This is a genomic window from Ruminococcus sp. (assembly GCF_017549005.1).
Classification (GTDB): Bacteria; Bacillota; Clostridia; order Oscillospirales; family Ruminococcaceae; genus Ruminococcus.
This window is the reverse complement of record NZ_JAFYYT010000001.1, coordinates 1-26,758: the sequence shown is the minus strand read 5'-3', so window position 1 is coordinate 26,758 and position 26,758 is coordinate 1. Positions and strand designations below refer to the sequence as shown.

Here is a 26,758-nt window from a genome sequence, read left to right as displayed (position 1 = left end):
CGTGGATAGCTATCAGAGTTTGCTGGATTAAGTGCAAAAATAACATTATAAGATAAGACTTGTCCCCGCATATGCGGGGGCGGATGTCATCTATTATGCAAAAAATCACAATATATCCATAAAGAATAGTCACAAGATCTTTTCTGATCCTGTGACTATTTTACTTTTTCTTAGCTTCATGATATTACCCTCCACACGGAGGGAGTGGAGTGGCGCTATAATTCATTTCCCAACATGGTTTCTGTTTATGATGACGATGAAATATTGATTGAGTTTTTCCAAAAAATACGAATGTTGTTATTGCTTTTTCGGAGGGGAAAGTGGTATAATTATCTTATAAAACATGAAACACAAGACAGGTGATATTATGAACTTAGAAGATCAGAGAAAAATTATTCTGACGGGTGCGATGTACAATGACCTTACTCCCGAACTGGTCAAGGCACGGGAACTGACGGTGTTTCTCACGAACGAATATAATGCGAGCTTTGGAAAGCCACAGGAGGTGCGTGAGGAAATACTGAGAAGGCTGCTGAAGTCGGTCGGAAATAATGTTCATTTTGAGCCTACTTTCCGCTGTGAGTTCGGGGATAACATATCTATTGGCGATGACTTCTATGCAAACTTTGATTGTGTGATGTTGGACGGCGGGGAGATAGAGATCGGTAGTCATGTTCTGCTTGGTCCGAGAGTGGGACTTTATACCTCAAATCACGCTATTGATTCTTGGGAACGTATCAATGGTGCTTGCTATGCAAAGCCTATCAAGATTGGAAATAACGTGTGGATAGGCGGCGGTGTAAATATCAATCAAGGTGTAACCATTGGCAGTGATACTATCATCGGCTCCGGAAGTGTTGTAACAAAGTCAATACCGTCGGGTGTTATAGCCGCCGGAGTGCCGTGCAGAGTGATACGGGAAATAACAGATAATGATAAAACGGGATATATTCCGTAAATTAGGAGCGTACTATGAAACAATACATCGTTGACGCTTTCACTGACAAAATATTCTCGGGTAATCCTGCTGCTGTATGTGTTCTGGAATCGTTTCCAAGTGAACACATCATGCAGAGTATAGCTATTGAAAACAACCTATCGGAGACTGCGTTTGCAGTAAAAGAGAACGATCGCTATCACATCCGCTGGTTCACTCCCAAGAGTGAGATAGACTTCTGCGGACACGCTACTCTTGCTACCGCTTTTGTTCTCTTCAATTATCAGGAGCAGGATACGGATACTCTCAACTTCTACGGCCAGATCGGTGGGTTTACCGTTCGAAGATCTGATGATCTGGTAAGAATGGAGTTTCCTGCGTATAAGCTGGAACATATCGAAATAACCGATACCATGATTGAAGCGCTCGGTACTATACCTCTTTCAGCATACAAGGACAGAGATATACTGTTCGTTCTCAGAAATGAAGACGAAGTTCGAGACTTACAACCGGATATGGAGCTTATATCAAAGCTGGATGGAGCTTGTGTTGCTGTTACTGCCAAAGGTACCGAATACGACTGTGTTTCAAGAGTATTTGTTCCTAAGTATGGAATAAACGAAGATCCTGTGACCGGTTCAACGCATTGCATGATCGCTCCATACTGGTGCAAACGTCTGAACAAACCCAGTATAACTGCTTTCCAAGCTTCCAATCGTACAGGTATTCTGTACTGTGAGTGTGCAGATGATAAGGTCATTATCTCCGGTAAAGCTGCACTTTTCTCAATAAATGACATTGTTGGTTTATAAACTATCTGCGCCGCCTACGGGCGGTGCTTTCTTTTTACTGTTCTTGAAAGAGATTGGAATAAATAAACCGCAGCTCATGCTGCGGCATTATAGTATCATAACTTGTAGTCAAATAACACATAAAAGAATCCATATAAATAAAGAATTATCCATAAACATCTTTAATCAAATGATTCAAATTCGCATCATCTTGGATTCCAAGAGATTGCATATATTCTATTTGTAAAAGCTTTATAATTCCATCATATTCATTATCATCATGAATGTTGTTTAATACCACAGGATTACATATAAGCCTATTTCTATCAATTACACCAGGAGAATCAATGTCATAACCATTTTCTGGTGCTTGAGTAAGTAAGCCTTTACATCCAATAATGGAAATACATAAAAACAGTCGTTCTTCTTTTATTATATTTTGGAAAATTCTCCTGTATCTGTCTATTGTGTTCTTAATTTCATACCAATAGCTTCTATGAGCAAAAAAGCCAGAGGGAAATTGATTTTTGCTAAAAGAAACTCGCTCTGATAATGATTCAAAACACTCTATGATTCCATTATTATTAATATAGCATTCAGATTTTGAAACGTTATCATTATCCGGTAAAAATCTTAATCCATCAACACATGGATTCATTCGGGTGCCGTATGTAAAATCGTGAAATATTGAAGGAAAATCATAGCGGTTCTTTCTGTTTAAAACATACATATTCTTATTAAAGCTTGTATCAGTAAACGTTTCTGGAATAATATGTAGCAACAGGAATCTTGAATATTTATCGTTCTCGTCTTCAGATTGTTCAAAGTAATACTGTATTCGCTCCTTACGGTAATTATATATTTCTTTATCGAGAGATAGCGACTGATTGAACATATTTCTCAACTCCGTATAAGTCATTGAAGCTTTTTTATTTCCAGCGCGCCTGAAAGCTTGATAATTCTTCTCATCTTCTATGTGAAGATAAGGAGCAAAGCCATCATGTTTGACATGAATAATGACTACGTATTTTCCGCTTACAAGCGGAACAAAACAAAAACTGATTGAAGGTGATTTAGGCTGAATACCTGCAAGATCATTTCGTCTATCTAGTTCAAATTTATCTGTGTTATTATTAGGAATATCTATACCGCATATCTCTGAAGCACATCCGTTTTTATCACTGATACCGAATATAAGATAACCACCTTCAGCATTTGCAAAGGCACAGACATATGTAATTATGAAAAAAGAAAAAAGAATCACCATTTACAAAAAGATATGGTGTAAGATACGTTACTGGCAAAATCTTAAAGATGTATCTGATACCGAGCTTGCAGCTTATTTAAGAGTATGTGAGCGAACACTCAGGGACTACGACAAGAACGCACGAAACATCACACTTGAAAAAATCGATAACTTTCTTACTGTAAACAGCATGGAGCTTGATGAGCTTCTTGCTATGTGAAAATAGAAAAAACTACTGGACAAATTCAGGAAAAGGTGGTATCATATTATCATGACGAATGATATTACCTTTTCCTTAGGGAAAGGAAGATACATGAAAGCTGTAAAATTACCTTCGGGTAGCTATCGTACACAGGTCGTTGTCGGCAAGGATGAAAACGGAAAACGTATCGTAAAATCCTTCACATCTGACAAGGAATGGGAAGCAATCAAACTTGCTGATGAGTATATTGAGAACAATGCTATTAACGTGGATTCCAAAAGAATGACTGTAAGGCAGGCTTTTTCTCAGTACATTGAAGCAAGGGATAACATTCTTTCTCCGTCTACAATAAGAGGCTATAAGATCATCATGAACTCACGTTTACAGTTCATCATGGATATGAACATTCATGAAGTCAAGCTGAATGACGTTCAGAAGGCTGTAAACTATGATTCCAAGAGACTGAGCCGAAAGTCTATAAAGTCATCGGTATCGTTGCTTAAAAGCGTTCTTGAAGCACAGGACATTGAGCTGAAGATAAAAAAGATCACAATACCGCAAGAAAAGGGCAAGAAGAAGTCTATTCCCGATGCAACAGCAGTACTTAAAGCAATTATCGGTACGGATATAGAGTTGCCTTGTATGCTTGCAATGTGGCTATCGCTCAGAATAAGCGAAGTTAGAGGATTGCAGTTCAGGGATATTTCTGAGGACGGCAAGTATATTACCGTATGCAGAGCAAGGATATGTCTTGATGGCAGAGATGTAGTCCGTGACCAAAATAAGACTGAGGAAAGCACACGTACTAATCCGCTTCCAGCTTATCTACTTAATCTTATTCAGCAGATTCCACATGAAAAGGATACGGATTTTATAGTTACCTACCACTACGAAACTATCCGAAGGAAGTTCAACGCCTTAATGGAGCAGAATGGATTCAACATAACCTTCCATAAGCTCCGTCATGAATTTGCAACCACGCTTAATGATTTAGGCATCCCTGGAGACTACATCCAGAAGCTTGGAGGTTGGGCAACTGACAACGTTATGAAATCGGTTTATACTCATACAACTGCTGTCAAAGAAAAGGAATATCAGACGCTCATTGATAACTTCTTTGTAAATGCTATCAACAGCACAGTTAAAAGTGCTTAAAAATCACACGAGCGTCACACGAATTACGTTGAAAAGGCTTAAAATAGGGACATTTGGGTGAAGTGTGAAGCTTCGAATCCCTCTCTGTCCGCTTTTTTTAAGAAGCCTGTATTTCGAGAAAAACACCGAAATACAGGCTTTTCTCATGCCTGTAGAAAACAGTTTTAAATGCATTTTTGTAGATTCGTGTGAAGAAAAAACAGGCGTTTTTCACACGAATTCACACGAAATTCACACGAAGAAAAGGCGATATAATGTTATAGTTAAGACAGCTCCAGTAAAGGAGCTGGTCTTTTTATGATAAACTAGGTTATTCTGCTGGTAGAGGATGAAGAAGCTACAGTCTGAAGAGAGAGTCCCTTCTGCTGATTGACCTTTCAACTGTGATATGATATAATTGACCTATATTACATTGGATAAGTATCTTGTAGGAGGCGCAGAAATGAACAAACAAAACGACAATATTGAGATCATCGGCGCACATGAAAACAACCTGAAGCACATCAGCGTCACGATACCGAAAGGACAGCTTGTGGTATTTGCAGGCGTGTCGGGTTCTGGGAAAAGCTCACTTGCCTTTGATACGATAGCGGTGGAGAGTGCAAGAGAATGGCAAAGCTCCTATCCGCTGTTTCTGCGTAACAAGATGCCCCACTACGAACGCCCGAAAGTAGAGGAAATACGAAACCTCACACCGTCGATCATGGTAGATCAGCGGGCTATGGGTGCAAGTTCACGCTCAACGGTCGGCACGGCGATAGACGTTGCTCCGCTTGTGCGATTGCTGTTTTCCCGTATCGGTCAGCCATCGGCAGGCGGTTCGATGGCGTACAGCTTCAATCACCCGATGGGTATGTGTCCCGACTGCACGGGTATCGGTGAACAGCTCGTTCTGATCGAGGACAAAATGTTCGATATGGATAAAACACTTGCAGAGGGTGCTTTGCAGTTCAGTCAGTTCTCGGCAGGCTGGCAGACTTACCTGTATCAGAACAATCCTCTGCTTGATCCGCACAAGAAACTGCGTGACTTCTCAGCGGAGGAAATGGAGATACTCAAATTCGGCGCAAAAGAGAAAGTACAGGTCGAGATACGCTCCAACAATACGGGGCGTGTGGATAAGGTTGACTATGAGGGCGTTATACCTCGTTTCTATCGGCTGTATCTCCGCCGTGACATCACAAAGCTCAAACAGAGCTTGCAGGACGAGATCATGTCGCTTGTGGAGAAAGGGCATTGTCCGACTTGCGGCGGTACGGGCTTGAATCCTGCCGCACTCGCTTCAAAGATCAACGGGCGGAATATCGTAGATTATATGGATATGACCGTGACCGAGCTTCTGCCTGTGCTTGATAAGATCACCGAGCCGAGAGGGATTTCCCTTGCAAAGCAAATCTGGGCGTATATCCAAAGAATGATAGATGTGGGTATCGGCTATCTTTCTTTTTCAAGAAGAACAGATACGCTTTCGGGCGGTGAATTACAGCGTATCAAAATGGTGCGAAACCTCGGCAGCAGTCTTTCCAACATAACCTACATCTTCGATGAGCCGACTGCGGGGCTTCACCCTGCTGATGCGGAGCGTATCGGGAAACTGCTCATTGATCTGCGCGACAAGCACAATAACGTGTTCATCGTGGAGCACAGCCGTCAGATGATAGAACTTGCTGACCATATCATCGAGCTTGGCGAAAATGCGGGAACACAGGGCGGCAGGATCGTGTATGAGGGTGATCTGAACGGCTTGAGATCTGCGGATACACTGACAGCGCAGATGATGAAGCAGAAGATACAGCTAAATACATCACCGCTGAAATGGTCGGATGGCTTCCTGATAGAAAACGCCCATTGTCACAATCTGAAAAAGTGACCGTGACCATACCGAAGGGCGTTCTGACTGCTGTTACGGGTGTTGCAGGTTCGGGCAAAAGCTCGCTTGTTTGCCATGAATTTGTACGCCGTAATCCCAATGCTATCGTAATCGACCAGAAAGCGATAGGCACTTCGATCCGTTCCACTCCGGCGACCTACACAGGCGTAATGGACGAAATACGAAAGCTGTTCGGCAAGGAAAACGGCGTGACTGCAAGCTGGTTCAGTTACAATTCAAAGGGAGGATGCACGGTCTGCAAGGGGACGGGACAGATCACCTACGATATGGCGTTTGCCGAGCCTGTTGTTGTGCCGTGCGAAGAATGCGGCGGTCATCGCTATAATCCGACTGCGCTTTCCTATACTTACAAAGGAATGAACATCGAGGAGGTCTTGAGCCTGACGATTGAGCAGGCGATGGACTTCTTTGACAGCAAAAAGATTCGCTCTGCACTGCAAAGCATGATAGACGTAGGTCTTGGTTATCTCACGCTCGGACAGCCCACAAGTACGCTTTCGGGCGGCGAGGTACAGCGCGTGAAACTCGCAAGTGAACTGCACAAACAGGGCGAGGTTTATGTCCTTGATGAGCCGAGTACGGGACTTCATGGCAAGGATATTGAAAAGCTCCTTGCACTCCTGCGAAAGCTCGTTCAGAACGGCAACACGGTCATTATTGTAGAGCATCGCCTTGAACTCATCGCACAGGCTGACTACATCATAGACATGGGGCCGGAGGGTGGCTCAAACGGCGGACAGGTCATGTTCTGCGGTACGCCGGAAGAACTGCTGAAATGTGAGCGGTCGAAAACGGCGGAGTATCTGAAAAAAGCAATGGCACTTTGATGCTTGTGGATGTAAAGGAAAAGAATTTCACGGAAACGACAGCATCATTAGTTCTGCTGATTGACCTTTCTCCGGTGGTATGGTATAATGGTAAAAACAAATGACCGAGGTGTTACCATGAAACGCAAGACTGCCAAAGAAATACTCGCCGAGTCCTTCCGTGAGCTTGCCGAGACAGTTCCAATAGACAAGATAACCATTAAGGATATCGTATATAACTGCGATTATTCTCCTGCAACATTCTATCGCCACTTCAAGGACAAATATGATCTGATCGCCTATGACTATGTTCAGCGCACCTCGGAGATCATAGTTAACTTCGGTAGGTCAGGATATGAGTGGATACGTATCCTGACCGACTGTATGCGATTCTTTGATGAAAACAGAAAGTACATGAAAAATCTCCTTCTGCATACAAGCGGTATGGATTCATTTGTGCGATACTTTGCAGATGCAAATATAGGGCATATCACCGACTGCGTTCTGAAAAACTCATCAATGAAGGAGCTTTCTCATGACCTTGAAGTCTACGTAAGATTGTATGTATTTGGCACGGTACAGATCACCTGCCAATGGCTGCTTGGGGAATTTGACAGTACAGCAGATCATCTTGCTGAGCTGTTTGAAAAGGCTGTACCTGAGCCGTTAAAAAAGTATCTGGATATAAAATGAGAGAATTTTGCCTGAATGTCTCATTATGAGATATCCGGGCATTATTATAGCTTGTATTTCCTGCTTTATAGGTATATAATGAGTTTATAAATCGCATACGACATGACGGTATGCGACAAATGAAACACAGGAGGTATATATCATGGACGAAAAGCAGAATATACTCGAAGCAATGAAGAAGGCAGGCGAACCGCTGAACGCAGGAAAGATCGCCGAGCTGACAGGTCTTGACCGCAAGGTTGTTGACAAGACCATGACCGCAATGAAGAAGGATGGTTCTATCGTATCTCCCGTGAGATGCAAGTGGGAGCCTGCTGAAAAATAAGAACGATATTGGGCTGTCGGTCGGCTATCGACAGCCCTTTGCTTAAAGATGATCTGAAAGGAGCTATATTATGGAAATCGAAGCAGTTAAATTCAGAAAAGACGGATTTTATTCTCAGCCATTCGTATTCGGCGGCGAGGACGGTGCGGAAAAGTTTGACAAGAATATCCGCTATCGCGGCAGTTTGCAGAACTATCTGATCGACACGGGCAAGGAGGTTATCCTTGTTGACACCGGACTGACTGCCGGAACGCCCGAAGAAGTTCCCGACGAGAACAGCCCGCTCTATACGGGCAAGGATATTTCAAGCTATATGGACGCTTTCAAGGCTCTCGGCTACAAGCCCGAACAGGTCACAAAGATTCTGCTTACTCACAAACACGCAGATCATTCAGGGGAGCTGAAGTCTTTCCCTAATGCGAAGATATATGTGAACGCCGATGAAGTTTCTGCCGCTGAATTGCAGGGACTTGATAACATCGTGCCTGTTAACTTTACGGACGGAGCGTATCACAACTTCCCCGAAAGCCAGAAGATCGCGGAGGGTGTTTATCTCATCAAGGCAAAAGGACACACCAACGGCAACAGCATAATTATCGTTGAAAACGAAGGACTGTTCTATATGCTTCACGGCGATATTACCTATGTTGACGAAGCTCTCTATGAGAACAAGCTTTCCATAGTATTTGATGATCTCTCAGCGGCAAGAGAAACACTTGACCGTGTGCGTGAGTTTGTCAGAAACAATCCTACTGTTTACTGCGGTACGCATACACCGCAGGGTTATGAGAACCTTGAAGCAAAGCGTGTCATGGATCTGGATAATCCCGTTCCAACTGTACTTGCAGAGGTAGATTTTTCTGCTCAGCAGGCAAGCGGCAAGTATGTCTGTTCCATCTGCGGATATGTGTATGATCCTGCCGAGCATGACGGCGTTGCATTTGAGGACTTACCTGATGACTGGAAATGTCCGAGATGTAAGCAGGGCAAGGATAAGTTCAATAAGGCTTAACAGCCATGCACAAAAATCTTAGCAAAAGGTGGCTGAATGCCTATGAGTAATGAATTATCAGAAGTATCAATTGTAAACGATTCATCCAGAGAAAAGACCATTATCAAAACAAGTATCATCGGAATCATAGCAAATGTGTTCCTTGCAGCGTTCAAGGCTGTGATCGGTATTATGACGCACTCAATTGCCATAGTTCTTGATGCGGTCAACAACATTTCCGATGCCGGAAGTTCGCTAATCACGATAATCGGTACAAAGCTTGCAGGTCGTGAACCTGATAAAAAGCATCCTTTCGGTTATGGTCGTATTGAATACTTGAGTGCTATGATAATATCTGTCATCGTACTATATGCAGGTGTAACGTCATTTATCGAATCGGTAAAGAAGATCATATCGCCGCAGACTCCCGAATATTCAATCGCATCGCTTGTGATCGTCGGTGTTGCTGTTGTGGTCAAGATCGTGCTTGGCAGATATGTGAAAAGTGTAGGCACAAAAGTCAATTCCGATTCCCTCGTAAATTCTGGCGAAGATGCAACACTTGATTCGATCATCTCTGCTTCTACGCTTGTAGCAGCCGTGATATTCATGATCTTCGGTCTGTCGCTTGAAGCATGGCTTGGTGCTATCATCTCGCTTGTTATCATCAAATCGGGCATTGAGATGCTGAAAGATACTATCTCGCAGATACTCGGCGAACGCAGTGATCCTGATCTTGCAAAGAGCATAAAGCAGACTGTCACTGAGTTTGAGGGCGTTGAGGGAGCATATGATCTCGTACTGAACAACTACGGTCCGGATGCATGGAACGGCTCTGTTCATATCGAAGTTCCCGATACCTATTCAGCAGACCAATTAGACCGTCTTATCCGTGAGATACAAATGAAAGTATACAGTCAGCATCAGGTCATTCTTACCGCAATCGGCGTGTATTCGATCAACACCAAAGACGATGAAGCAAAAGCCATTGAGCAAAAGGTTCGTGATATCGTATTCTCACACGAAAACGTTTTGCAGATGCACGGTTTCTACCTTACAAAAGAAACAAACAATATCCGTTTCGATGTGGTTATCAGCTTTGATGCTCCAAACCGCAGAGACGCATATCAGACGATAGTTTCTGATGTTCAGAAAGCATTTCCCGATTATCAGTTACAGATTACTCTGGACACTGATTTTTCTGAGGAATAAAGCACAAGACGAAAGACAGTATAACGATACAAAAAAAGGCCAGCTCCTCACGGAGCTGGTTTTCTTATTATAATAAATCGACTATCTCCTCATAGAAATCAGGTGTGATGTTCCGCATTGAGAAGTGAATAGATAGAGCATCCATCAATGTATTAGTGGTACGATGATGTTTTTATTTTATATGCTTTTCAAACCTGAACATTCCCGCAGGAAACTGAGGATCATCGCTATCGAATTCATTCGCAGGGAAATCTCCCGGATGATGCTTGTTGAGATATTCTACGATATGGAATCCGCAGCGGTTGACGTAAAAATGGATATTTCGTGTTTCAAAGTAGGGAGTGAATGTCTCCCAGATAGTTACCTCCGGATGCAGTTTCTCTATCGCACACCATGCCGCATATCCGATACCTTTGCTGTGGACTTCCGGCTTTATGAAAAGCAGTTCAAGATCGCCGTGAAAGCCTGAGACTTTTATAACTGCGCCTCCGACAATTATACCGTCAGCAAAGATACGGTATGCTTCACCCGTGTCAATGCAGGCTTCTATGGTTTTGCTGGAAATAATCTGCTCGTCATCTTTGTTTTCAAAATGAGCATCACGAAGACCAAATTCCTCCATTGCACCATAGTTGAAGGCTTCCTGATTATCTTTAATAAACTGCCCACGGTCTGATACTTCCAATGGAACAAGCTGTACTTCTGTCATGTTTAGGTCTCCTTTAAGTTTTCATAGTAAAAAACGGTTGCCAGTTATAATCCAAGTCCATACCCTGCTCCAACTCCGACAGAAAGAAATGCTGTGCCGATCATTCCGACTACGGCAGGCTTTAATCCGGACATCACGCCTTTGACCGCTTTGCTGTCTTTAAACTTCTCAAAGCACTTAGCGGTGATAAGGATTATGATAAAAGACGGTAGCACTATACCAAGTGTTGCAATAACAGCACCAAGGACACCGCCTGTCCTGATACCTATGAATGTAGCCATATTGACTGCCAGTGGCCAGGTGTACTTTCGCTGAGAGCTACGAAGTCAACAAGCTCCGCCTGTGTAAGTCAGTCGTGCCGTTCAGCTTCATACTGTATCATGGCGATCATCGCATAACCGCCGCCAAAGGTGAACGCTCCTATCTTCATAAAGGTAAGGAACAAATCTAGATTTTTATTCATAGTTAATCACCATTAATCAGTATATCACTACAAACTGTACGTGTCAATTATTTCTGCTCTGAAGGCAGAATAAGAACATACAGCTCATGTACATATATCAATACAGAACTCAGAAGAATGGAACAAACTTGGTACAACAACGTTTAATCTGTCTGTTTTGTTAAATGAGGTCTTAATATCAATGGTAATATACGAAGTATCTCCTGCCTTAAAATCATAATGAGCTTTTCTTCCCGAGGAGCTATCAAGCCATGTTCCGCCATCGGGAGTATAGACTCCGTGGTTTATTCTGATTCTTCCTTGATATACTTTTATTTTTAGCTTATAGATTCCTTCGTTCAATGGGATATATAATGAACGCTGAGGTTTCAGTAATACCTTCTCATTAAATCTAAGCTCTTTCATGACTTCTCCTTTTCAAGTATCCTATAGCTTGTACGGTCAATTCCGATAGCGCCGAGAGGAGCTGTGATAAGTATAGCAAGCACTGCTACTGATAATACAGTTTTTCCGCACGGGAGTCCAAGCGATAGCGGAATCGAGCCAATAGCAGCCTGTACAGTTGCTTTCGGAAGATAAGCGATTATGCAGAAAAGCCTTTCTTTTATGGTCATTTTTGTCCCAAGTAGACATAAAATAACACCAACTGCTCTGAAAGCAAGTGCAATAAATATCATAAGTAGAGCAGGAACTCCTGCCGCAAGCGTGTAACGCACATCAACAGCAGCACCTACAAGTACGAACAATACGACCTCTGCTCCTATCCAAAGCTTGCCGTATTTCTCAGATAAACGTGAAGATACGCTTTTGTCAGATTTTAGTTTGATAACACACGCCATAGCTACGACTGCAAGCAATCCCGATATCGCGACATATGGCTTCACAAGAGTTTCAACAGACATCAGTAGAAATGCAGTTCCAAGTATGATTATGGCTTTAGTACTGTTTCTTATCTTATGATTATGCAGATATGCGCTCTCAAATAATAGATACAAGCTTATTCCTGCAACCGTTCCGAGTAACACTCCAAGAATTATTGATATGGGGATATTCAGAAAATCTACACCTTTGGCAGAACCGCCCTGCGCCATTGTTACAAATGTTGAAAAAAGAACTATCACGAATACATCATCGCATGAAGCTCCCGCAAGTATCATCTGAGGTATGCTTTTTTCAGTACCTCGCTTCTCCTCTATAAGCTTTACCATTCTTGGAACTACGACTGCAGGTGATACCGCACTGAGTACAGCTCCCATAACAGCCGCTTCAATTCTGCTTACGTCAAGCAGAAACGGTGCGAATAATGTGTACCCAACGATCTCAAGACAAGCCGGAACAAATGACATCAGCACCGCAGGTCTGCCTACTTTTTTCAGATCTGATAGATTAAGCGAAAGTCCCGCTTTGATGAGTATTATGATAAGAGCTATTTGCCGAAGCTCAGATGATATACCGAGTATCGAACTGTCAAGCATATCAAGTACATATGGACTTATAATTATTCCGACTCCAAGCATACCTATGATACGCGGCAAACCTATCTTCTCAAAGATAGCTGCTGCTGAAAAGCCTAAAAGAAAAATGATCGCAAGAGATAAAAGCATAGTGTTTCCTCCAAAATAAAAAAGCCGACAGCTTCTGCGTAAAAATGCAGAAGTCATCAGCTTGATAAGCGGTTCTGGTTTCCCAAGGGAGAACATCATTCCCTTATGAAATTTTCTTATTACATTATATCACTCATTACATGCTATGTCAAGTGGTTTACAGTCTTTTGGATGGATGCTATTATAGGATTTTCAATAGACTAAGCCCTATTGAAACAGTAAAAAAATGTTCCGTATAAGTGGTATATCGGCTTTTGAAACGTTGCAAAAATAATTGACACCCTATTGGGAATAGAGCCAGTGCAGTATTTGCTGCACTGGCTTTCTCATTATAGTTTGCTCTCATATTCTCTGACCCTGCGATAGAATGTGTTTTTGTTTAACTTCATACGCTTACGGAACTCAATAGCAGTAATCTTTCCTGATTTCCATTGCTCATACAGCTGAGCGAAGTTTTCCCAGTTTACTGAGATAGGCTGTCTGCCTTTATACTTTCCCTGAGACTTGGCAATAGCAATACCCTCGCGTTGACGCTGTAATGTCTGTTCGCGTTCAAGCTCTGAGAGTGCTGCGAATATTGACAGGACAAAACGTCCCTGCGGAGTATTGGTGTCAATATTCTCTTTACTGCTGACAAGCGTTACTCCTTTTTTCTGAAGGATATCAATGATGTTCAGCAGGTCTCTGATGGATCTTCCGAGCCTGCTTATACTTTCGATGTACAGGGTATCACCTTCACGTACATATTCAAGCATAGATTTAAGCTCAGGGCGATTGGCATTCTTGCCGGACATCTTCTCAGCAAATACACGCTCAACCTTATATTGCTCCATAATAGCTTCCTGTCTGGCTGTCACTTGATGTTCTGTCGATATCTTTTTCTCCTTTAGCGAGAAGATATTTTGTTAAGCTTGTCACAGGATGAAAAGCACTATTCACATTCTTTTCAAAACGCTTTTCACTGCTTCTCGGTGCAAATTCCTCATATATTTCATAGTTATCCGCAGACTTATCGAGATCAGTTCCCGGACCATCATCATGCTGAACATATACAACTTCAATCTGATTCTCTCTCGCTACAGTTATTAATTGCTTTATATTTTTTCTCACAGTTTCAAACGAATACAGCCTTTCATCAAATCAGCCCTTTTGTGTATCTACAACTAACAGTATCATCATTTTCTCCTTTATCAATTCCTCTTTCGCTTAAATATACAAACTATGCTTTTGGATGAACCATAGCTTTGGTTTGTAGAAGTACAACTTACTAGCTCCCATCCATCACAACCAAGAAGATTTAGTTTGCTTTCAAGTTGATTTGACTCAACGCTTCCTCCCCAAAAACCTTTTGTATCATACACGACCACTTTATATTCGAAATTATCCATATTTAATCCTCCTACAGATTTCGATTTAGGAAAGTAACCTACTTATCGCATTATATAGACAGATCTGTCTTCAATCAAGTTTATCAGTCTCATATATCAAAGGTCACTTTTCAATATGCTGTATATTTTGACGTCGCCTATGCCTGAATTTCCCTTGAAAGCTCTTCTAAGGGTGCCCTCGTGCTTCATGCCACACTTTTCCATAACACCACCGGAATTTGGGTTGCGGGTATCGTGAATAGCCTCGATACGTTCCACGCCCACTTCATCAAAGAAAAAAACGATTAGAGCTTTCAGCGCTTCACTTGTTATTCCCCGATGCCACCATTTTCTGCCAATGCAGTATCCTATCTGCACCGCCGAGATTTTATCAAAGACCTTTACAGCACCGATAGAACCAACCGGTCTACCGTCGCCTTCCTTAGGAACGATAGCCCACTGATAGAAGTCATCATCGGGATAATGACTTACCCAGTCACCCAGCACGGATCTGGTGACATCGATATTCTGATGAGTATGCCAAGAAATGAACTTTGTTACCTCGTCATCGTTTGCCCAGTTCTCATACATAGCTTCGGCGTCCTCAAGAGTGAATCTTCTCAGAATCAGACGCTCCGTTTCAAGGTGCTGTGTTCCCTTATGTTCCATTTCTTTAATTCCTTCTTTCTTTTGATTAACCAAGACTGCCTTTTGCAAACGATAAAGGAATCTGTCTGACTGCACCACATACATACTTACACAGATTCATACAGCTTACGTCAATAAAATCCAATTTATCGTTGTAGGTATTATAACATTCAGCTTAAGGATTTGTCAATAGAAATACCAAAGTGCTTCCAAGCTGACAGCAAAAAAACTATGTCTTAAAGCTTCAATTCATTGCCGCCCTTCACGGGCGGTTCTGCTATATGTATTTACATATTACCTGCGATGTGCTATAATTGGTGATAAGAGAAATGACAAAGGAGTTTACATATGGCAAATCGAGAAATTATCGACAGAGATACCTATAAGAAGATCAAGAAGATGAACCGTGAGGAGCTAACAAAGTTCATTCTTCAGTATGGAGATGAGCTTCTCGGAGAACAAGGCAAAACCATTGATCACCCAGCTCTTGATGGAGAGCTGAGCAAAATCAAAGGTATCGGTGGTAAGCGCCTTGAGGAGATAATGATCGTTATTGAGAAATTCTTGGATGTATAAAAGAATCCCATGAGGAAGATATGTGCCTCATGGGAATTCTCTTATTAAACGCTTTATCAAATAACTGTTAAGGGATATAAAGGTTCTACGGCTGAGAAATATGCTCAGAAGTATATCCCTTTTGATGATATGTATGCTTCTTACAGCTCCTGTTGTAGTTTCGCGTTGTTAACTGCATTCTTACCCTAGACGCTATTCGGATCCACTATCGTCTGAGCCATTACAGTCTGACGAATCCCTTATCTGCGTGACCTGCAAATTGGCACTTTACTTATCGTTCTTCAAAATGCTACGTGTTCACAGAAAATTTACGATTTCAGCCGCACATTTTGCCAGTCTAATACGTTAATGAATATATAGCTTAAAATACAAATATCTCTTGCATTCAGCAAGATATCATTGTATAATGAAATCAGACAGTTATATGCTGCAAATCTGAAGAATGGCAGGTGAATATTATGAAACTCAAGAAGATAGCTGCTGCAATTGCCGCTGCAGCAACTGCAATTGTCCCTCTTTCGGCGGACAGGCTTTCTGTGTTCGTTCCTTCCGCTGTGTATGCGGCTGAACACGCTATGGGAGCTGCTCTTCCCGACTGGATACCCGACAGCTTTGAAAGTGCTCTTGGATTCAGGAATACATACGGTGCTACTCTTGTAAAGGACGGCCTTGTATGTGTTGTGTTCAAGGAGAGTATGGCAGGAACGTCAGATGATGAACAGCAGGGAGCGTCACGTTATGAGATCAGGACAACGGAAGGTATGATGAAAGAACTCAAACGTGAAACATACTGCTCGGAAAGCTCGGAGACAGGCAGCTGCTATGAGGTGGCAGTATACTATGCTCCAGAGAAGCAGGGCGAGTTTGCTGTGGCACTGACCGACAAGTGGATACAGATATGCATAATGCCTGAGGACGGATACGACCCTGTTATGGAGAACAATGCCCTTGCTCAAAAGGCGGGGATCGATCTGGGAGGCGTTAACGCTTCTGCTTTCTATTCCTTTGCAGTAGACGAGGATAAGGAGATCACCGAGACAGATATCTACGGCTGGCTTCCCGACTGTGCTGCCGAGTACGAGGCATATAAGGAGAAGAACGGAGCTGTATCCGCAAAGGATGATCTCGTTCTGTTCTGTATAGACAAAGCTATCGGTACGGCATACAGCTGGACTTCAGCTGTGGATGAGAATATGTTCAGGGAACTGTTCCGGTCATCATGTTCCGTGGAAACAGCAAAGGTACTGGACGGAGGCACACAACGCTTTGTTGCTGTTTACAGGGCTCTGAACAGCGGAAAAGGCATTATCAGATGGGACTTCGCAAGAGGCGCTGACGCAGGCGTTCCCCTTGTTGAAAAGACTATTGTTGCCGACTGTACCGTTGCGGATAACGGCAATAAGATAACCCTGAGCGACTCGCATCTGAGCGACGCAAGGCTGACATTTTCGTCCTACAGCATTTATTCGGGAGAACTGAAGTATTCCGCAAATGAGATCTACGATAAGTATTACGGCTCGGATTCGGCGGTCATAACCTCAAAGGAGGAACTTGACGAGTTCCTTTCGAGATATTTGAATGAGAGCGCGGCAAAGAAGTTCACGGAGCAGTATTCGGAGCTGTTCTTCGAGAATTATGTGCTGATGCTGAATACCTATCTCGACCCCTACAGGGGACGAGTGTTCAAGCATGGTCTGAGGGACGTGGTAAAAAAGGACGGTTATCTGGAAATCGACTATACCTCTGTGATAAGCGGAGTGCTCATGAGGACCTCGGATTTTGATATCCTCAGGGTAGAGATACCTAAGGAACAGTATGACGGTTCCTATGTTGTCTGGAACGACAATGAGATTCTGGAAAGCGATCTTGTACGTATAAAAGTAGTGGATATAGATACGGGCAAGACCATAGAGATACCCAATGACGATGTACTCAGCCTGTTCGGCGGCACTGTCAAGTACTGCGAGGGCTCTAATCCCTATTACTGGGATACGGAGCGCACAGGCAAGACCGTTCATGATCTTTACATCGATGAAAAGTATCTGCCCGAGGGCTATGAGCTTTATACATGGAACGAGGCTATCATTGATGAATATCCCTATAATACCGCGGATATAGTCTTTAACGTACAAAAAAACGGTAGCGGTACTACCTTTATGGACAAGATAGCCACAACGGTTCGTGGCATCAACTATGAAAAAATGACAGAGAGCGGACCTGCGGTGGTGACATCGGAAGAGGAGCTCCAGGAGATAATGTCCTCCTGGTTTACAAATGAGAGCCTGCAGAGGAAGGTTATGTCCAAGTACGGCGACGAGTTCTTCAAAGACAACGTGCTGTTCCTTGACTGGGAAGTTGACTCCACTGGCGGCAGCGGTGTAAGCATCAGGGACATGGAGATCTCTGACGGAAATATCTCCGTATACTACATTGAACGCTCTCCCGATTATGGCATATGCAACACTGATTACCTGTGTATCTTACAGGCGACGGTTCCTAAGAGCAAATATCATGGTGAAAAGGTGGAGTGGAAGTGCCTCGGCGATGTAAACGGAGATAATGTATTCGGCATCGTGGATCTGCTGACCTTGCAGAAATGGCTGAATGGCTCAGATGATGTGACCATGCCCGACTGGACAAGAGCGGATCTTTGCAAGGACGGCAGGATAGACGTATTCGATCTCACTATGCTGAGAAAGCAGCTTATCAGCTGCGATAACGGTAATCTGACAAATCCCCGTTCCTATGATTATAAAATGAATGTTGTCGTTCATTACAATGGTTACGGCTATGCAGGAAATTGGATTGAAAAAGATGATGAGTATATGGACTTCAGCATTTCCGAGGGCGACAAGTTCACTGAGAAGCAGGAAGGAAAATGGGTGAAGAATGATTCCGATGATCTCAATTATATTATTGAAGTCGTAAAGATTACAGATGATGGCATAAGAGTAAAGAAATGCCAGTACGGTGAGACATCATTTGAGATTCTTCCGCTTGGCAGGGTGCTCAGCCTTGAGAGTATGCACGGCAGTTCTGACAGTGCAAATTATTCCTATGATGTGAGCTTTTCAAGGGAATACCGATATCCTATTTACGGGATCGATTATGATTACAGACACTAAGAAACATAGAAATACGATTATCTCTTGCATTTTGCGAGATATCGCTGTATAATGAAATCAGGCAGTTAAATGCTGCAAATCTGAAGAATGGCAGGTGAATGATATGAAGCTCACAAGACTGACCGCTGCTGTTATAGTAGCTGCAACAGCAATCACGCCGCTTACGTTTAATGCCTCTGTACCTATTTCGTATGCAGAGGACACAGGCGCTATTGCTAAACTCCCAGATTGGATCCCGTCTGATTTTGATTCCGCTGTAGAGTTCCGTAATTCCTATGGAGCTACGCATATTGACAATGGTCTGATCTGTTTAGTATATCCTGACCGTGCGAGAAAGGGCCGCAGTGCAGATACATACGGATATGAACTGAAACCAACTGCAGGAATGGGGCTCGAACTTAAACATGAGATATACACTCATGAGCTGACCGAGACCTGCTTTGATGTGTTTGTCTATCAGCCACAGAAACAAGGCGATATTGATCTGACAATAGTTGATCCTCATGTACAGGTCAAAGAAACACCTGACGATTGGGAACCGCCAGCAATTGCTGAATATAGCTTTACAATCAGCCAGAACCTAAGTATCACCGAAACCGATATCTTCAGCTGGCTCCCTGACAGTATGACTGAGTATGATGAGTATACTAAGAAAAACGATAATGTTTCTGTCAAGGATAATTATGTTGTATTCTGTACGATGGCAGTGGATCAGCTTGGTGACAAATGGGAGCCTGACTACAATAACAAATATGAGAACATAAAGTATCTTTTGACGTCCGACTGCACCATGCAGGTACCGGATTTGTATGATGACGGTTCAATTGATAAGATATATGTTTATCAGGCTGTGAAAGACGGAAATGAAAAGATATCATGGATTCGTACATCCAAAGCTGAGCCGACATCATATACACTGACTGCGGACTGTGCTGTGCTTGATAATGCACAGACTATACTGCTTTCGGGAGATATGAGAGTAACCCTTGTTGACTATGACACAGGCGAGCCGCTTACTCTCCCTGAGGGTGCAATGCCGAGAATATGGACGGATATTCGTCAAAGCACGTCCGATGGTGAGATAAAATGCAATATGCAGCCTGTCGGATTCAGAAATAACCCTGCCATCGTAGGTTTGGGAAACTTTTTTGACGGTTACAATTTCTCCTTCGGCTTGCTTGATATACCTGAAAGTTACTCCCTGCCGGAGGCTGAAGAAAAATCTGCGGGTTATTACAACGGAACTATTGTACCTGAAAATCATATTACCGTAAAGAAATATGACAACAACACAGCTGACGTTGTGTTCAGGCTGAAAAAAACTGCCAGAAGGGTACTCCCCGAGGAAAAGTCTGCTGATCTGACCGACCTTGAAAAGGGAGAAACAAGGATAACGTTTTATGACAAGGATACAGGAGAGCTTATTCCGAGTGAGCTAGTGAAGAACCATAATCTTGGGTTCGGTACGGATATAAGATTCAGGTCAAATATGTCTCCGGACGGCTGGATGTACACCGGCCCTGTATATTATGCAGACTCCAATCCTCAGGTCTATCAGACCGATCTCGCAAATCTGTATAGATCCGCAGATATCTTTGAATTCCTGTGTGACGATCAGCCTGAAGTTACTCTATATGACAATGGTTCAATGGAGCTTGTGATAAGAACCAGGATAAAAGTTTCAGGAAATATAAACGGTGACAGCAAATTCAACATTGCTGATCTTGTAGCATTACAGAAATGGCTGCTCAATGCATACGATAAGGAGCTTTACTACTGGGCAGAAGCTGATTTTGATCTTGATAATAAGCTTACAGTCTTTGATCTTGTTCTTATGAGAAAAGCACTTCTTAAATCAATAGATCTGCCTGTTGAGGTCAGCGTCACGGAATCCGGCGGAGTCGCAGGCGCAATGATCATATATAAAGTGTACTGTGAAGGCAAAAAATATTTTTTGTCTTATCAGGATCTGACATATGCTCAGGAGCCTAAGTCAATTATCATTCAGATCTCAGAGCAGGAATATCGTGAGATAATGGCACAAGACTATGACAGTATGATTCGTAACATGAAAGATCCCGACGGACCTGGATGGAGTGAAATCGAGTGTGTGCTCGAACTCGGCTATTCAGACGGTTCTAAGATAAAGACAGTTTCAGAACGAATTCCGGGTGTCATGACAAAACTCAGAGATCTGAAGGAAAAGTATTCCACTTATGTTAATCCTGATGAGAGCTTCGAGTACGGTGTTCCATTCTTTGTTCGGGAGGACGGGCTTAAGCTTTACCTAGGTCCAGATGAGAGGTATAGCACCATTGCATGCATTCCTGCGGATACGCGCTTGATTGAAAAGGGTGCTCAGGACAACAACAACGAATGGCTGTTTACGGAATACAACGGTCAATATGGCTGGATAAAAGTGTTTAAAGAGGACGGCAAAACTCCGACGATCTATTTTGAACAAGTTGCAAAAAAGCCTGTGATATACCTGTATCCTGAGCAGGAGACAGATGTTCATGTTGAGCTTGAACTTACAGAAGCAGAGCTATCAACAACCTATCCCAAGTATAATAACGGCTGGGATGTAACTGCATATCCAGACGGGCGGCTTACGAACAAGGCAGACGGCACACACCACAGGTATCTGTTCTGGGATGCAGTAAACTGCCGAACAAGATTTGACCTCTCAAAGGGCTTCTGCGTTGCCGGCAGTGATACAGAGAGTTTCCTCAAGGAAAAGCTCACATATATGGGATTGACAGAAGACGAAATGAACGAGTTTATCGTATACTGGCTGCTTCTTATGGAGCATAATAAATACAATCTCATTTCATTCCAAGGCGATGTATATACGGACTCAGCCAAACTGAACATCACACCTACACCCGATAGTATGTTGCGTATATTCATGACATATGTACCGTTGGAAGAAGCAGTGGATATCGAACCGCAGCAGTTATCGACATTTGAAAGAAAAGGTTTTACAGTCGTTGAATGGGGCGGTAGCAAGATACAATAATAGGAATCACATACAATAAACGAAAATCCGCCCTTTAATGGGCGGATTTCTTTATAGCTACACTGATGGTACATATTATTATTACTTTCTGAAAGGAAACAGTTTACAGCAGCTAAAATTCACAATATTGTAATTAAATATTGACAATGCTATAATTTTGTGGCATGATTAAAGCATGGAAGTATCCGGATACACTTTCCTATCATATAAGGAGTGATATTATGTCAATATTTAGCGATAGAATCAATGATATTATGAGCAAAAGGCATATTTCTCAGAAGCAGCTTGCCAATTGGGCAAATGTAACCGAATCTGCGATGAGTTATTATGTTAACGGTGTGCGAACCCCAAGAATACAAGTTATCAGTCGGCTCGCAGGTTTGCTTGGTGTGACAACTGATTATCTGCTCGGAGCTGATGTTCCAGAAAAAGAGAACGAGAGCAAGTATCAGTATTTACAGCGAAACCTTGCCAAACTTAATCCAGAACAGCTTAACAAGGCTGCAAAAATATTAGAACTTGTTTTTGATGATGTTTTTACATCAAAAGAAGGTGTTACCAATTCAAGCGAAGCTTCTGTTTTTAATGAATGCAATCCTCTTACAATGGAATCCTTTGTCACCATAGACGCCAGTGAAAATGATACGGTTGATGCTAAAAGTGCTTTTAATAAGGTTTTAATTGCCTTGAAAGAAAATGAAATGATTCCTGATATGGCTCTAAATACATGGATATCTGCATTGATACCTGTTCTTTATTCAGACAAACTTGTGGTTTTTTCAGTTGAAACAGAATTTCAAAGAAATATTATTATGGACTCATACATTAATATTCTATCTTCAGGATATCAAAAAGTATTTGGCGTTTCACCTGAGATTGAGATAAACGTAAAAAAATGAAGCGTTCAAACTGGTCTCCACATAAACGGGAGAGACACATTAATTTGAAAAAAGCACGATATTTGACCTCCAGCAAATAAAATGATAAGGTACATATAAATTAATTTGAAAAAAGTGAAATATTACGTTTCGAATGTTGTCTATATATACAGAGGACCTCAGGAAGGGAGGCTGACCTTTTGAATGATGCATCAATTATCAAATTACTTTTTGAAAGAAATGAAAAAGCGGTTGAAGAACTGAAACACAGTTATGAAAACCTGTGCTACTATATTGCAGGAAACATCCTTTCTCTGAAAGAAGATCAGGAAGAATGCATGAACTCTGCCTATATGGATGTATGGAGTTCTATTCCGCCGAACAAGCCTGAAAATCTGAAAACATACCTTTGCAAACTTGTTAAAAACTGTGCATTGAACCGAAAAAAATATAATACTGCTGCAAAAAGGAACCAGAATTTTTCTATATCCCTTGATGAACTTTCGGAATGTATACCTGACGGAAAAGGCATTGAAGAAACGATATCAGATGAACAGCTCGGAATGGCGATAAGCGGATTTCTTAGGTCTCAGCCTGAGAAATACCGGAAAGTATTCGTGAGGCGTTACTGGTACTCCGAAACTGTGGAGGATATAGCGGCATTTTATGGTATGAATTCTAAGACTGTGGCTACATATCTTTTCAGAACGAGGAAAAAACTAAAAGCATTTTTGCAGAAAGAAGGTTATATTGATGAGTAATCTTAAGTTATACAAAGGCATTAATAATATTGACGATAATCTCATCGAAGAAGCCGACTGCAAGAGAAAGCCGGTTATACATCATTGCTATGGCGTGGCAGCATCTGCTGCGGCTATATTTATAGCTGTCGGAGCTTTAGGAATTTTTCATACAGCCAATCCCGATAAAAAGCCTGTTCTTTCAGGAAATGATGCTGTTATTGAACAAAGCACTGTAGAAATAACAACTACATTGCCTTTAATATCAGATGAGATAATTCAAACTTCTTCTGTGCAAACGTCGTCTCAGGCTTCTCAATGTACAGAGACTACAACTCAGCTTTCTCTTTCTTATTCAAAAACAAGTGCGATACAAAAAAACAGCCATATTCAAACAACAGCTATGCCTGCCATTACTGTTACGCAAACATCTTCCGCAGGTGATGAAACAGGGACAGCAACTGCAAGTAACATAACTACAACTGTTCCCGAATATGACTATGAATATGAAGGAAGCCTGTCAGGTTATCGGTGCAGGCGATAAGAATATCCTCAACGCCTCTGTTACGCAGGCTATTAAGTACACCTGCCCAGAACTTGGCGCTCTCATTTTCACCTACCCACATACCGAGAACGTCCTTCCTGCCGTCCATATTAACACCTATGGCTATGTATACAGCCTTCCTGATAATCTGTCCCTCGCTACGGACATGATAGTGTATAGCGTCGAGAAATACAACTGCGTATACGCTTTCAAGCGGTCTCTGTTGCCATTCCTTCGCTACAGGGAGCACTTTATCGGTGATACGGCTGACGGTAGTATCTGAGATCTCCAGACCCTAAATATCATGGATATGATCCTCAATATCTGATGTAGACATACCTTTTGCATATATGTAGATGATCTTGTTCTCCATATCCTGGGATATTCTTGTCTGATTCTTAGGCAGTATCTTAGGCTCAAATTCGCCGTTTCTGTCACGAGGAACTTCGATATCCACCTTGCCCATACTGGTACGCAGAGTTTTCTTGCTGTGTCCGTTACGGCTGTTGTCTGTTTCATTGTTCTTAACGTTGTATGGTTCATACCCAAGTTCAGAATCAAGCTCTGATTCCAGGCTGCCTTCCATAAATCCGGCAAGTGCTTCCTTGAACAGCTCCTGAATATCATCCATGCTCTGGATATTCGCTGCCGATAGAAAATCGCTTATCAGCTCTCTTCTTGCACGCTGTTCTTCTGTTTCATTTCTTCGTCTTCTGCTCATAATTAAAACCTCCAAAGTAGTGTCTCTTCTATTATACACTACTTCAGAGGTTTACACAAATTTTAGGATAGACTCTAAGAATATCCTCAACGCCTCTGTTACGCAGGCTATTAAGTACGCCTGCCCAGAACTTGGCGCTCTCATTTTCGCCTACTCACATACCGAGAACGTCCTTCCTGCCGTCCATATTAACGCCTATGGCTATGTATACAGCCTTCTTGATGATCTGTCCTTCACTGCGGACATGATAGTGTATAGCGTCGAGAAATACAACTGTTTACGCTTTCAAGCGGTCTCTGTTGCTATTCCTTCGCTACAGAGAGCACTTTATCGGTGATACGGCTGACGGTAGTATCTGAGATCTACAGACCGTAAATATCACGGATATGATACTCAATATCTGATGTAGACATACCTTTTGCATACATGGAGATGATCTTGTTCTCCATATTCTGGGATATGCTTGTCTGATTCTTAGGCGTTACTCTTCTTCCACGCTGCTCTTTTGTTTCATTTCTTCGCCTTCTGCTCATAATTAAAACCTCCGAAGTAGTGTCTTTTCTATTATACACTACTTCAGAGGTTTACACGAATTTTAGTATAGACTTAATCACCGAGATACAGACTATTTGATACTGTTTTAGACGAAACTAAAACCGGCAGATGGCTTTTTCTCCATTCTTCGTATTCTTTCATGATTACTTCCCTCAATCGATCAGATCATCCGTTTGCAGGCGGATCAGTGCGCGATACTCACGAGCTGTGTTACAGTTCGGATCAAGCCCGGATTCTTTATCTGGCAGAAAAATCTGTTGCTGCCAGATCTCACTTCCGACAGCTGCCGTCAACAGCATTCGCTCAAAATAATCGCGGAAGGATTTGCCGAGTACTGTTCCGTTTTCATCCTCATCGCCGTCGTGGCTCAAATAGATCACGCGTGGGTCATCAGAGGAATCCCAGTAATCAAAGGCAAGCGAATCACCGTTCGGAATATCCGCAAAGAGAAGCGACGTGAAAAAGGGGCGGTCATAATCGTTCTCTGGATCCAGCTCACCCGGCGCAATGTTCTGCCGGAAATCGTAAAGCAGATCCAGTGAAAAGTGAAATTCCGCAGAGAAAATCTCCGAAAAGGGCGCAGCAAACGAGAGCGCCTGCGGAAATTTCGCATAGAACCGCACATTGCCCGAATATGCTGCAAAAAACGAACGCAGGGAGGTCGGGATCTTCTGATTGATGCGCGCCTCCGCTATCGCAAGCTCCGCTTCACTTGCAGGCGGCGCTTTTTCAAATTCCACATGGCAGCCAAGCGCTTCATAGGCAGCCTTTAACCGAGCGATTAAGATATCATATGTTTGGTATGTCATATTTACTCTCCTTTTTGTTAGCTGGTATTATTGGACTTTAGTGGCATACCGATTACTAATCTTTACTTAAGCACAACTTTTTCAAGTTTCAGATTTTGAATTCTGTATCCGGAGTATCTCCTCCATTGTAACGGACCCAGAAAAGTCTATAAGAATCCGGAAGCGTCAAATTATATTTTTTTCAAGTTCTGATATCACTTTTTCCATATTAATATCTTCTGTGCGATATTTAGAAATCAAAATTTTTCTTTCTCCTTTCTATCAGCAATGATGTCGAACGATGCACCATTTTGGGTATATCGTACTTGTAGAAGATTTTGTATCTCAACAAGAGAAAACATTGATTGAACCACTCAAAAAAGGTAAATTACCGATTTGTCAAGCATTCAAACTGCTCTTTCTTAATCAATATTATAACATACGCCCATAAAAAAGTCAACGAAAGGAGCTGATGCATATGGGCTATTTTAGCGGACTGTTAAATTGAGTATATTCTTATAGAATCAGGTGAGATTATCAGCATTGAGAACAGAATAGGTAGAGCTGAATTTCACATAGGCAGTTGATAAAGGTCGACAGCTCTAACGATACGAAAGGAACAGCTCCCGCGAGGGTAATGTCATTAAGCTAAGGAAAAGTAAAATAATCACAGGAATCAAAAAGATCCTGTGATTATTTTTTTTGTATATAATGTAAATTTTTGCAAAAAGGTATTGACAAATAGCCAAAAATGTGCGGCGCAGCTAATCAG

26 protein-coding genes, 4 pseudogenes and 1 riboswitch are annotated in these 26,758 nt (G+C 42.3%); of the genes and pseudogenes, 17 read left to right on the top strand and 13 right to left on the bottom strand.

What is annotated here, in order from left to right:
• Positions 1 to 367: 367 nt before the first annotated feature.
• Both IKW96_RS00150 and IKW96_RS00145 read left to right on the top strand, forming a co-directional pair.
• A complete protein-coding gene (locus tag IKW96_RS00150; protein ID WP_296568743.1) occupies positions 368 to 958 on the top strand; it encodes a sugar O-acetyltransferase in 591 nt (196 codons plus the stop codon).
• A 14-nt stretch (positions 959 to 972) separates the two neighbouring features.
• Complete coding sequence (locus tag IKW96_RS00145) at positions 973 to 1,749, top strand: PhzF family phenazine biosynthesis isomerase (RefSeq protein WP_296568741.1); 777 nt, start codon at positions 973 to 975, stop codon at positions 1,747 to 1,749.
• Between the two features lie 145 nt (positions 1,750 to 1,894).
• On the opposite strand, the gene IKW96_RS00140 is transcribed toward IKW96_RS00145, so the two are convergent.
• Positions 1,895 to 2,995 carry a helix-turn-helix domain-containing protein gene (locus IKW96_RS00140; protein WP_296568736.1) on the bottom strand — a complete coding sequence of 367 codons (1,101 nt, stop codon included), beginning with the start codon at positions 2,993 to 2,995 and terminating at the stop codon, positions 1,895 to 1,897.
• Between IKW96_RS00140 and IKW96_RS00135 the strand changes: the two genes are divergently transcribed.
• From IKW96_RS00135 to IKW96_RS00095, 9 genes and pseudogenes are all read left to right on the top strand, one after another.
• Complete coding sequence (locus IKW96_RS00135; RefSeq protein ID WP_072299724.1) at positions 2,970 to 3,194, top strand: hypothetical protein; 225 nt, start codon at positions 2,970 to 2,972, stop codon at positions 3,192 to 3,194. The genes IKW96_RS00140 and IKW96_RS00135 overlap by 26 nt on opposite strands.
• A gap of 93 nt (positions 3,195 to 3,287) precedes the next feature.
• A complete protein-coding gene (locus tag IKW96_RS00130; RefSeq protein WP_296568733.1) occupies positions 3,288 to 4,331 on the top strand; it encodes a site-specific integrase in 1,044 nt (347 codons plus the stop codon).
• A 442-nt stretch (positions 4,332 to 4,773) separates the two neighbouring features.
• Complete coding sequence (locus IKW96_RS00125; RefSeq protein ID WP_296568729.1) at positions 4,774 to 6,201, top strand: hypothetical protein; 1,428 nt, start codon at positions 4,774 to 4,776, stop codon at positions 6,199 to 6,201.
• Positions 6,180 to 7,049, top strand: coding sequence for an ATP-binding cassette domain-containing protein (locus tag IKW96_RS00120; RefSeq protein WP_296568725.1), 870 nt, complete (start codon positions 6,180 to 6,182; stop codon positions 7,047 to 7,049). Before IKW96_RS00125 ends, IKW96_RS00120 begins: the two co-directional genes overlap by 22 nt.
• 87 nt (positions 7,050 to 7,136) lie before the next feature.
• Complete coding sequence (locus IKW96_RS00115; RefSeq protein WP_296568722.1) at positions 7,137 to 7,721, top strand: TetR/AcrR family transcriptional regulator C-terminal domain-containing protein; 585 nt, start codon at positions 7,137 to 7,139, stop codon at positions 7,719 to 7,721.
• 142 nt (positions 7,722 to 7,863) lie between these two features.
• Positions 7,864 to 8,046: an HTH domain-containing protein gene (locus IKW96_RS00110; RefSeq protein ID WP_296568719.1), complete on the top strand. Its 183-nt coding sequence runs from the start codon at positions 7,864 to 7,866 to the stop codon at positions 8,044 to 8,046.
• A gap of 70 nt (positions 8,047 to 8,116) precedes the next feature.
• Positions 8,117 to 8,806: pseudogene (locus tag IKW96_RS00105) on the top strand (MBL fold metallo-hydrolase); the annotation flags it as partial.
• Between the two features lie 120 nt (positions 8,807 to 8,926).
• Positions 8,927 to 9,058 (top strand): annotated as a pseudogene (locus IKW96_RS00100) (rubredoxin); the annotation flags it as partial.
• A gap of 42 nt (positions 9,059 to 9,100) precedes the next feature.
• Positions 9,101 to 10,249 carry a cation diffusion facilitator family transporter gene (locus IKW96_RS00095; protein WP_367112936.1) on the top strand — a complete coding sequence of 383 codons (1,149 nt, stop codon included), beginning with the start codon at positions 9,101 to 9,103 and terminating at the stop codon, positions 10,247 to 10,249.
• 172 nt (positions 10,250 to 10,421) lie between these two features.
• On the opposite strand, the gene IKW96_RS00090 is transcribed toward IKW96_RS00095, so the two are convergent.
• The 9 genes from IKW96_RS00090 to IKW96_RS00050 form a co-directional block, all read right to left on the bottom strand.
• Positions 10,422 to 10,958, bottom strand: a complete 537-nt coding sequence (locus IKW96_RS00090) for a GNAT family N-acetyltransferase (protein ID WP_296568713.1) — start codon at positions 10,956 to 10,958, stop codon at positions 10,422 to 10,424.
• 44 nt (positions 10,959 to 11,002) lie between these two features.
• The gene (locus IKW96_RS00085) at positions 11,003 to 11,239 is read right to left on the bottom strand and encodes a chromate transporter (RefSeq protein ID WP_296568710.1); all 237 of its coding nucleotides are present in this window, start codon (positions 11,237 to 11,239) and stop codon (positions 11,003 to 11,005) included.
• Positions 11,240 to 11,307: 68 nt separating this feature from the next.
• Entirely contained in the window at positions 11,308 to 11,421 is a 114-nt protein-coding gene (locus tag IKW96_RS00080; protein WP_296568708.1) for a chromate transporter, read from the bottom strand.
• Positions 11,422 to 11,505: 84 nt separating this feature from the next.
• A complete protein-coding gene (locus IKW96_RS00075; protein WP_296568705.1) occupies positions 11,506 to 11,826 on the bottom strand; it encodes a hypothetical protein in 321 nt (106 codons plus the stop codon).
• Positions 11,823 to 13,025 (bottom strand): cation:proton antiporter, encoded by a 1,203-nt coding sequence (locus IKW96_RS00070; protein WP_296568702.1) that lies wholly within the window; start codon positions 13,023 to 13,025, stop codon positions 11,823 to 11,825. Before IKW96_RS00070 ends, IKW96_RS00075 begins: the two co-directional genes overlap by 4 nt.
• Positions 13,026 to 13,065: 40 nt before the next feature.
• A riboswitch (Fluoride riboswitch) is annotated at positions 13,066 to 13,137 on the bottom strand.
• Positions 13,138 to 13,354: 217 nt separating this feature from the next.
• Entirely contained in the window at positions 13,355 to 13,858 is a 504-nt protein-coding gene (locus tag IKW96_RS00065; protein ID WP_296568699.1) for a recombinase family protein, read from the bottom strand.
• On the bottom strand, positions 13,845 to 14,135 hold the full coding sequence (locus tag IKW96_RS00060) for an isochorismatase family protein (protein WP_296568695.1): 291 nt from the start codon (positions 14,133 to 14,135) through the stop codon (positions 13,845 to 13,847). The genes IKW96_RS00065 and IKW96_RS00060 overlap by 14 nt, the downstream gene beginning before the upstream one ends.
• 80 nt (positions 14,136 to 14,215) lie before the next feature.
• Positions 14,216 to 14,413, bottom strand: coding sequence for a DUF4177 domain-containing protein (locus IKW96_RS00055; protein WP_296568692.1), 198 nt, complete (start codon positions 14,411 to 14,413; stop codon positions 14,216 to 14,218).
• A gap of 96 nt (positions 14,414 to 14,509) precedes the next feature.
• A complete protein-coding gene (locus IKW96_RS00050) occupies positions 14,510 to 15,061 on the bottom strand; it encodes a GNAT family N-acetyltransferase (protein ID WP_296568688.1) in 552 nt (183 codons plus the stop codon).
• A gap of 327 nt (positions 15,062 to 15,388) precedes the next feature.
• On the opposite strand from IKW96_RS00050, the gene IKW96_RS00045 reads away from it, so the two are divergent.
• The 6 genes from IKW96_RS00045 (at position 15,389) to IKW96_RS00020 (ending at position 23,922) form a co-directional block, all read left to right on the top strand.
• Complete coding sequence (locus IKW96_RS00045; RefSeq protein ID WP_296568685.1) at positions 15,389 to 15,616, top strand: hypothetical protein; 228 nt, start codon at positions 15,389 to 15,391, stop codon at positions 15,614 to 15,616.
• Positions 15,617 to 16,074: 458 nt separating this feature from the next.
• The gene (locus tag IKW96_RS00040; protein ID WP_296568682.1) at positions 16,075 to 18,741 is read left to right on the top strand and encodes a dockerin type I repeat-containing protein; all 2,667 of its coding nucleotides are present in this window, start codon (positions 16,075 to 16,077) and stop codon (positions 18,739 to 18,741) included.
• Positions 18,742 to 18,844: 103 nt separating this feature from the next.
• Positions 18,845 to 21,760, top strand: coding sequence for a dockerin type I repeat-containing protein (locus tag IKW96_RS00035; protein ID WP_296568679.1), 2,916 nt, complete (start codon positions 18,845 to 18,847; stop codon positions 21,758 to 21,760).
• A 221-nt stretch (positions 21,761 to 21,981) separates the two neighbouring features.
• The gene (locus tag IKW96_RS00030; protein ID WP_296568676.1) at positions 21,982 to 22,659 is read left to right on the top strand and encodes a helix-turn-helix domain-containing protein; all 678 of its coding nucleotides are present in this window, start codon (positions 21,982 to 21,984) and stop codon (positions 22,657 to 22,659) included.
• Positions 22,660 to 22,838: 179 nt separating this feature from the next.
• Positions 22,839 to 23,399, top strand: coding sequence for a sigma-70 family RNA polymerase sigma factor (locus tag IKW96_RS00025; protein WP_296568673.1), 561 nt, complete (start codon positions 22,839 to 22,841; stop codon positions 23,397 to 23,399).
• The gene (locus IKW96_RS00020; protein WP_296568668.1) at positions 23,392 to 23,922 is read left to right on the top strand and encodes a hypothetical protein; all 531 of its coding nucleotides are present in this window, start codon (positions 23,392 to 23,394) and stop codon (positions 23,920 to 23,922) included. The genes IKW96_RS00025 and IKW96_RS00020 overlap by 8 nt, the downstream gene beginning before the upstream one ends.
• Here IKW96_RS00020 and IKW96_RS00015 read toward each other — a convergent pair.
• The 3 genes and pseudogenes from IKW96_RS00015 to IKW96_RS00005 form a co-directional block, all read right to left on the bottom strand.
• Positions 23,855 to 24,553: pseudogene (locus IKW96_RS00015) on the bottom strand (IS256 family transposase). The gene IKW96_RS00020 and the pseudogene IKW96_RS00015 sit on opposite strands and share 68 nt — an antisense overlap.
• Positions 24,554 to 24,719: 166 nt before the next feature.
• Positions 24,720 to 25,131, bottom strand: a pseudogene (locus tag IKW96_RS00010) (transposase); the annotation flags it as partial.
• A 219-nt stretch (positions 25,132 to 25,350) separates the two neighbouring features.
• Positions 25,351 to 26,007 (bottom strand): SMI1/KNR4 family protein, encoded by a 657-nt coding sequence (locus IKW96_RS00005; RefSeq protein WP_296568663.1) that lies wholly within the window; start codon positions 26,005 to 26,007, stop codon positions 25,351 to 25,353.
• Positions 26,008 to 26,758 lie beyond the last annotated feature (751 nt).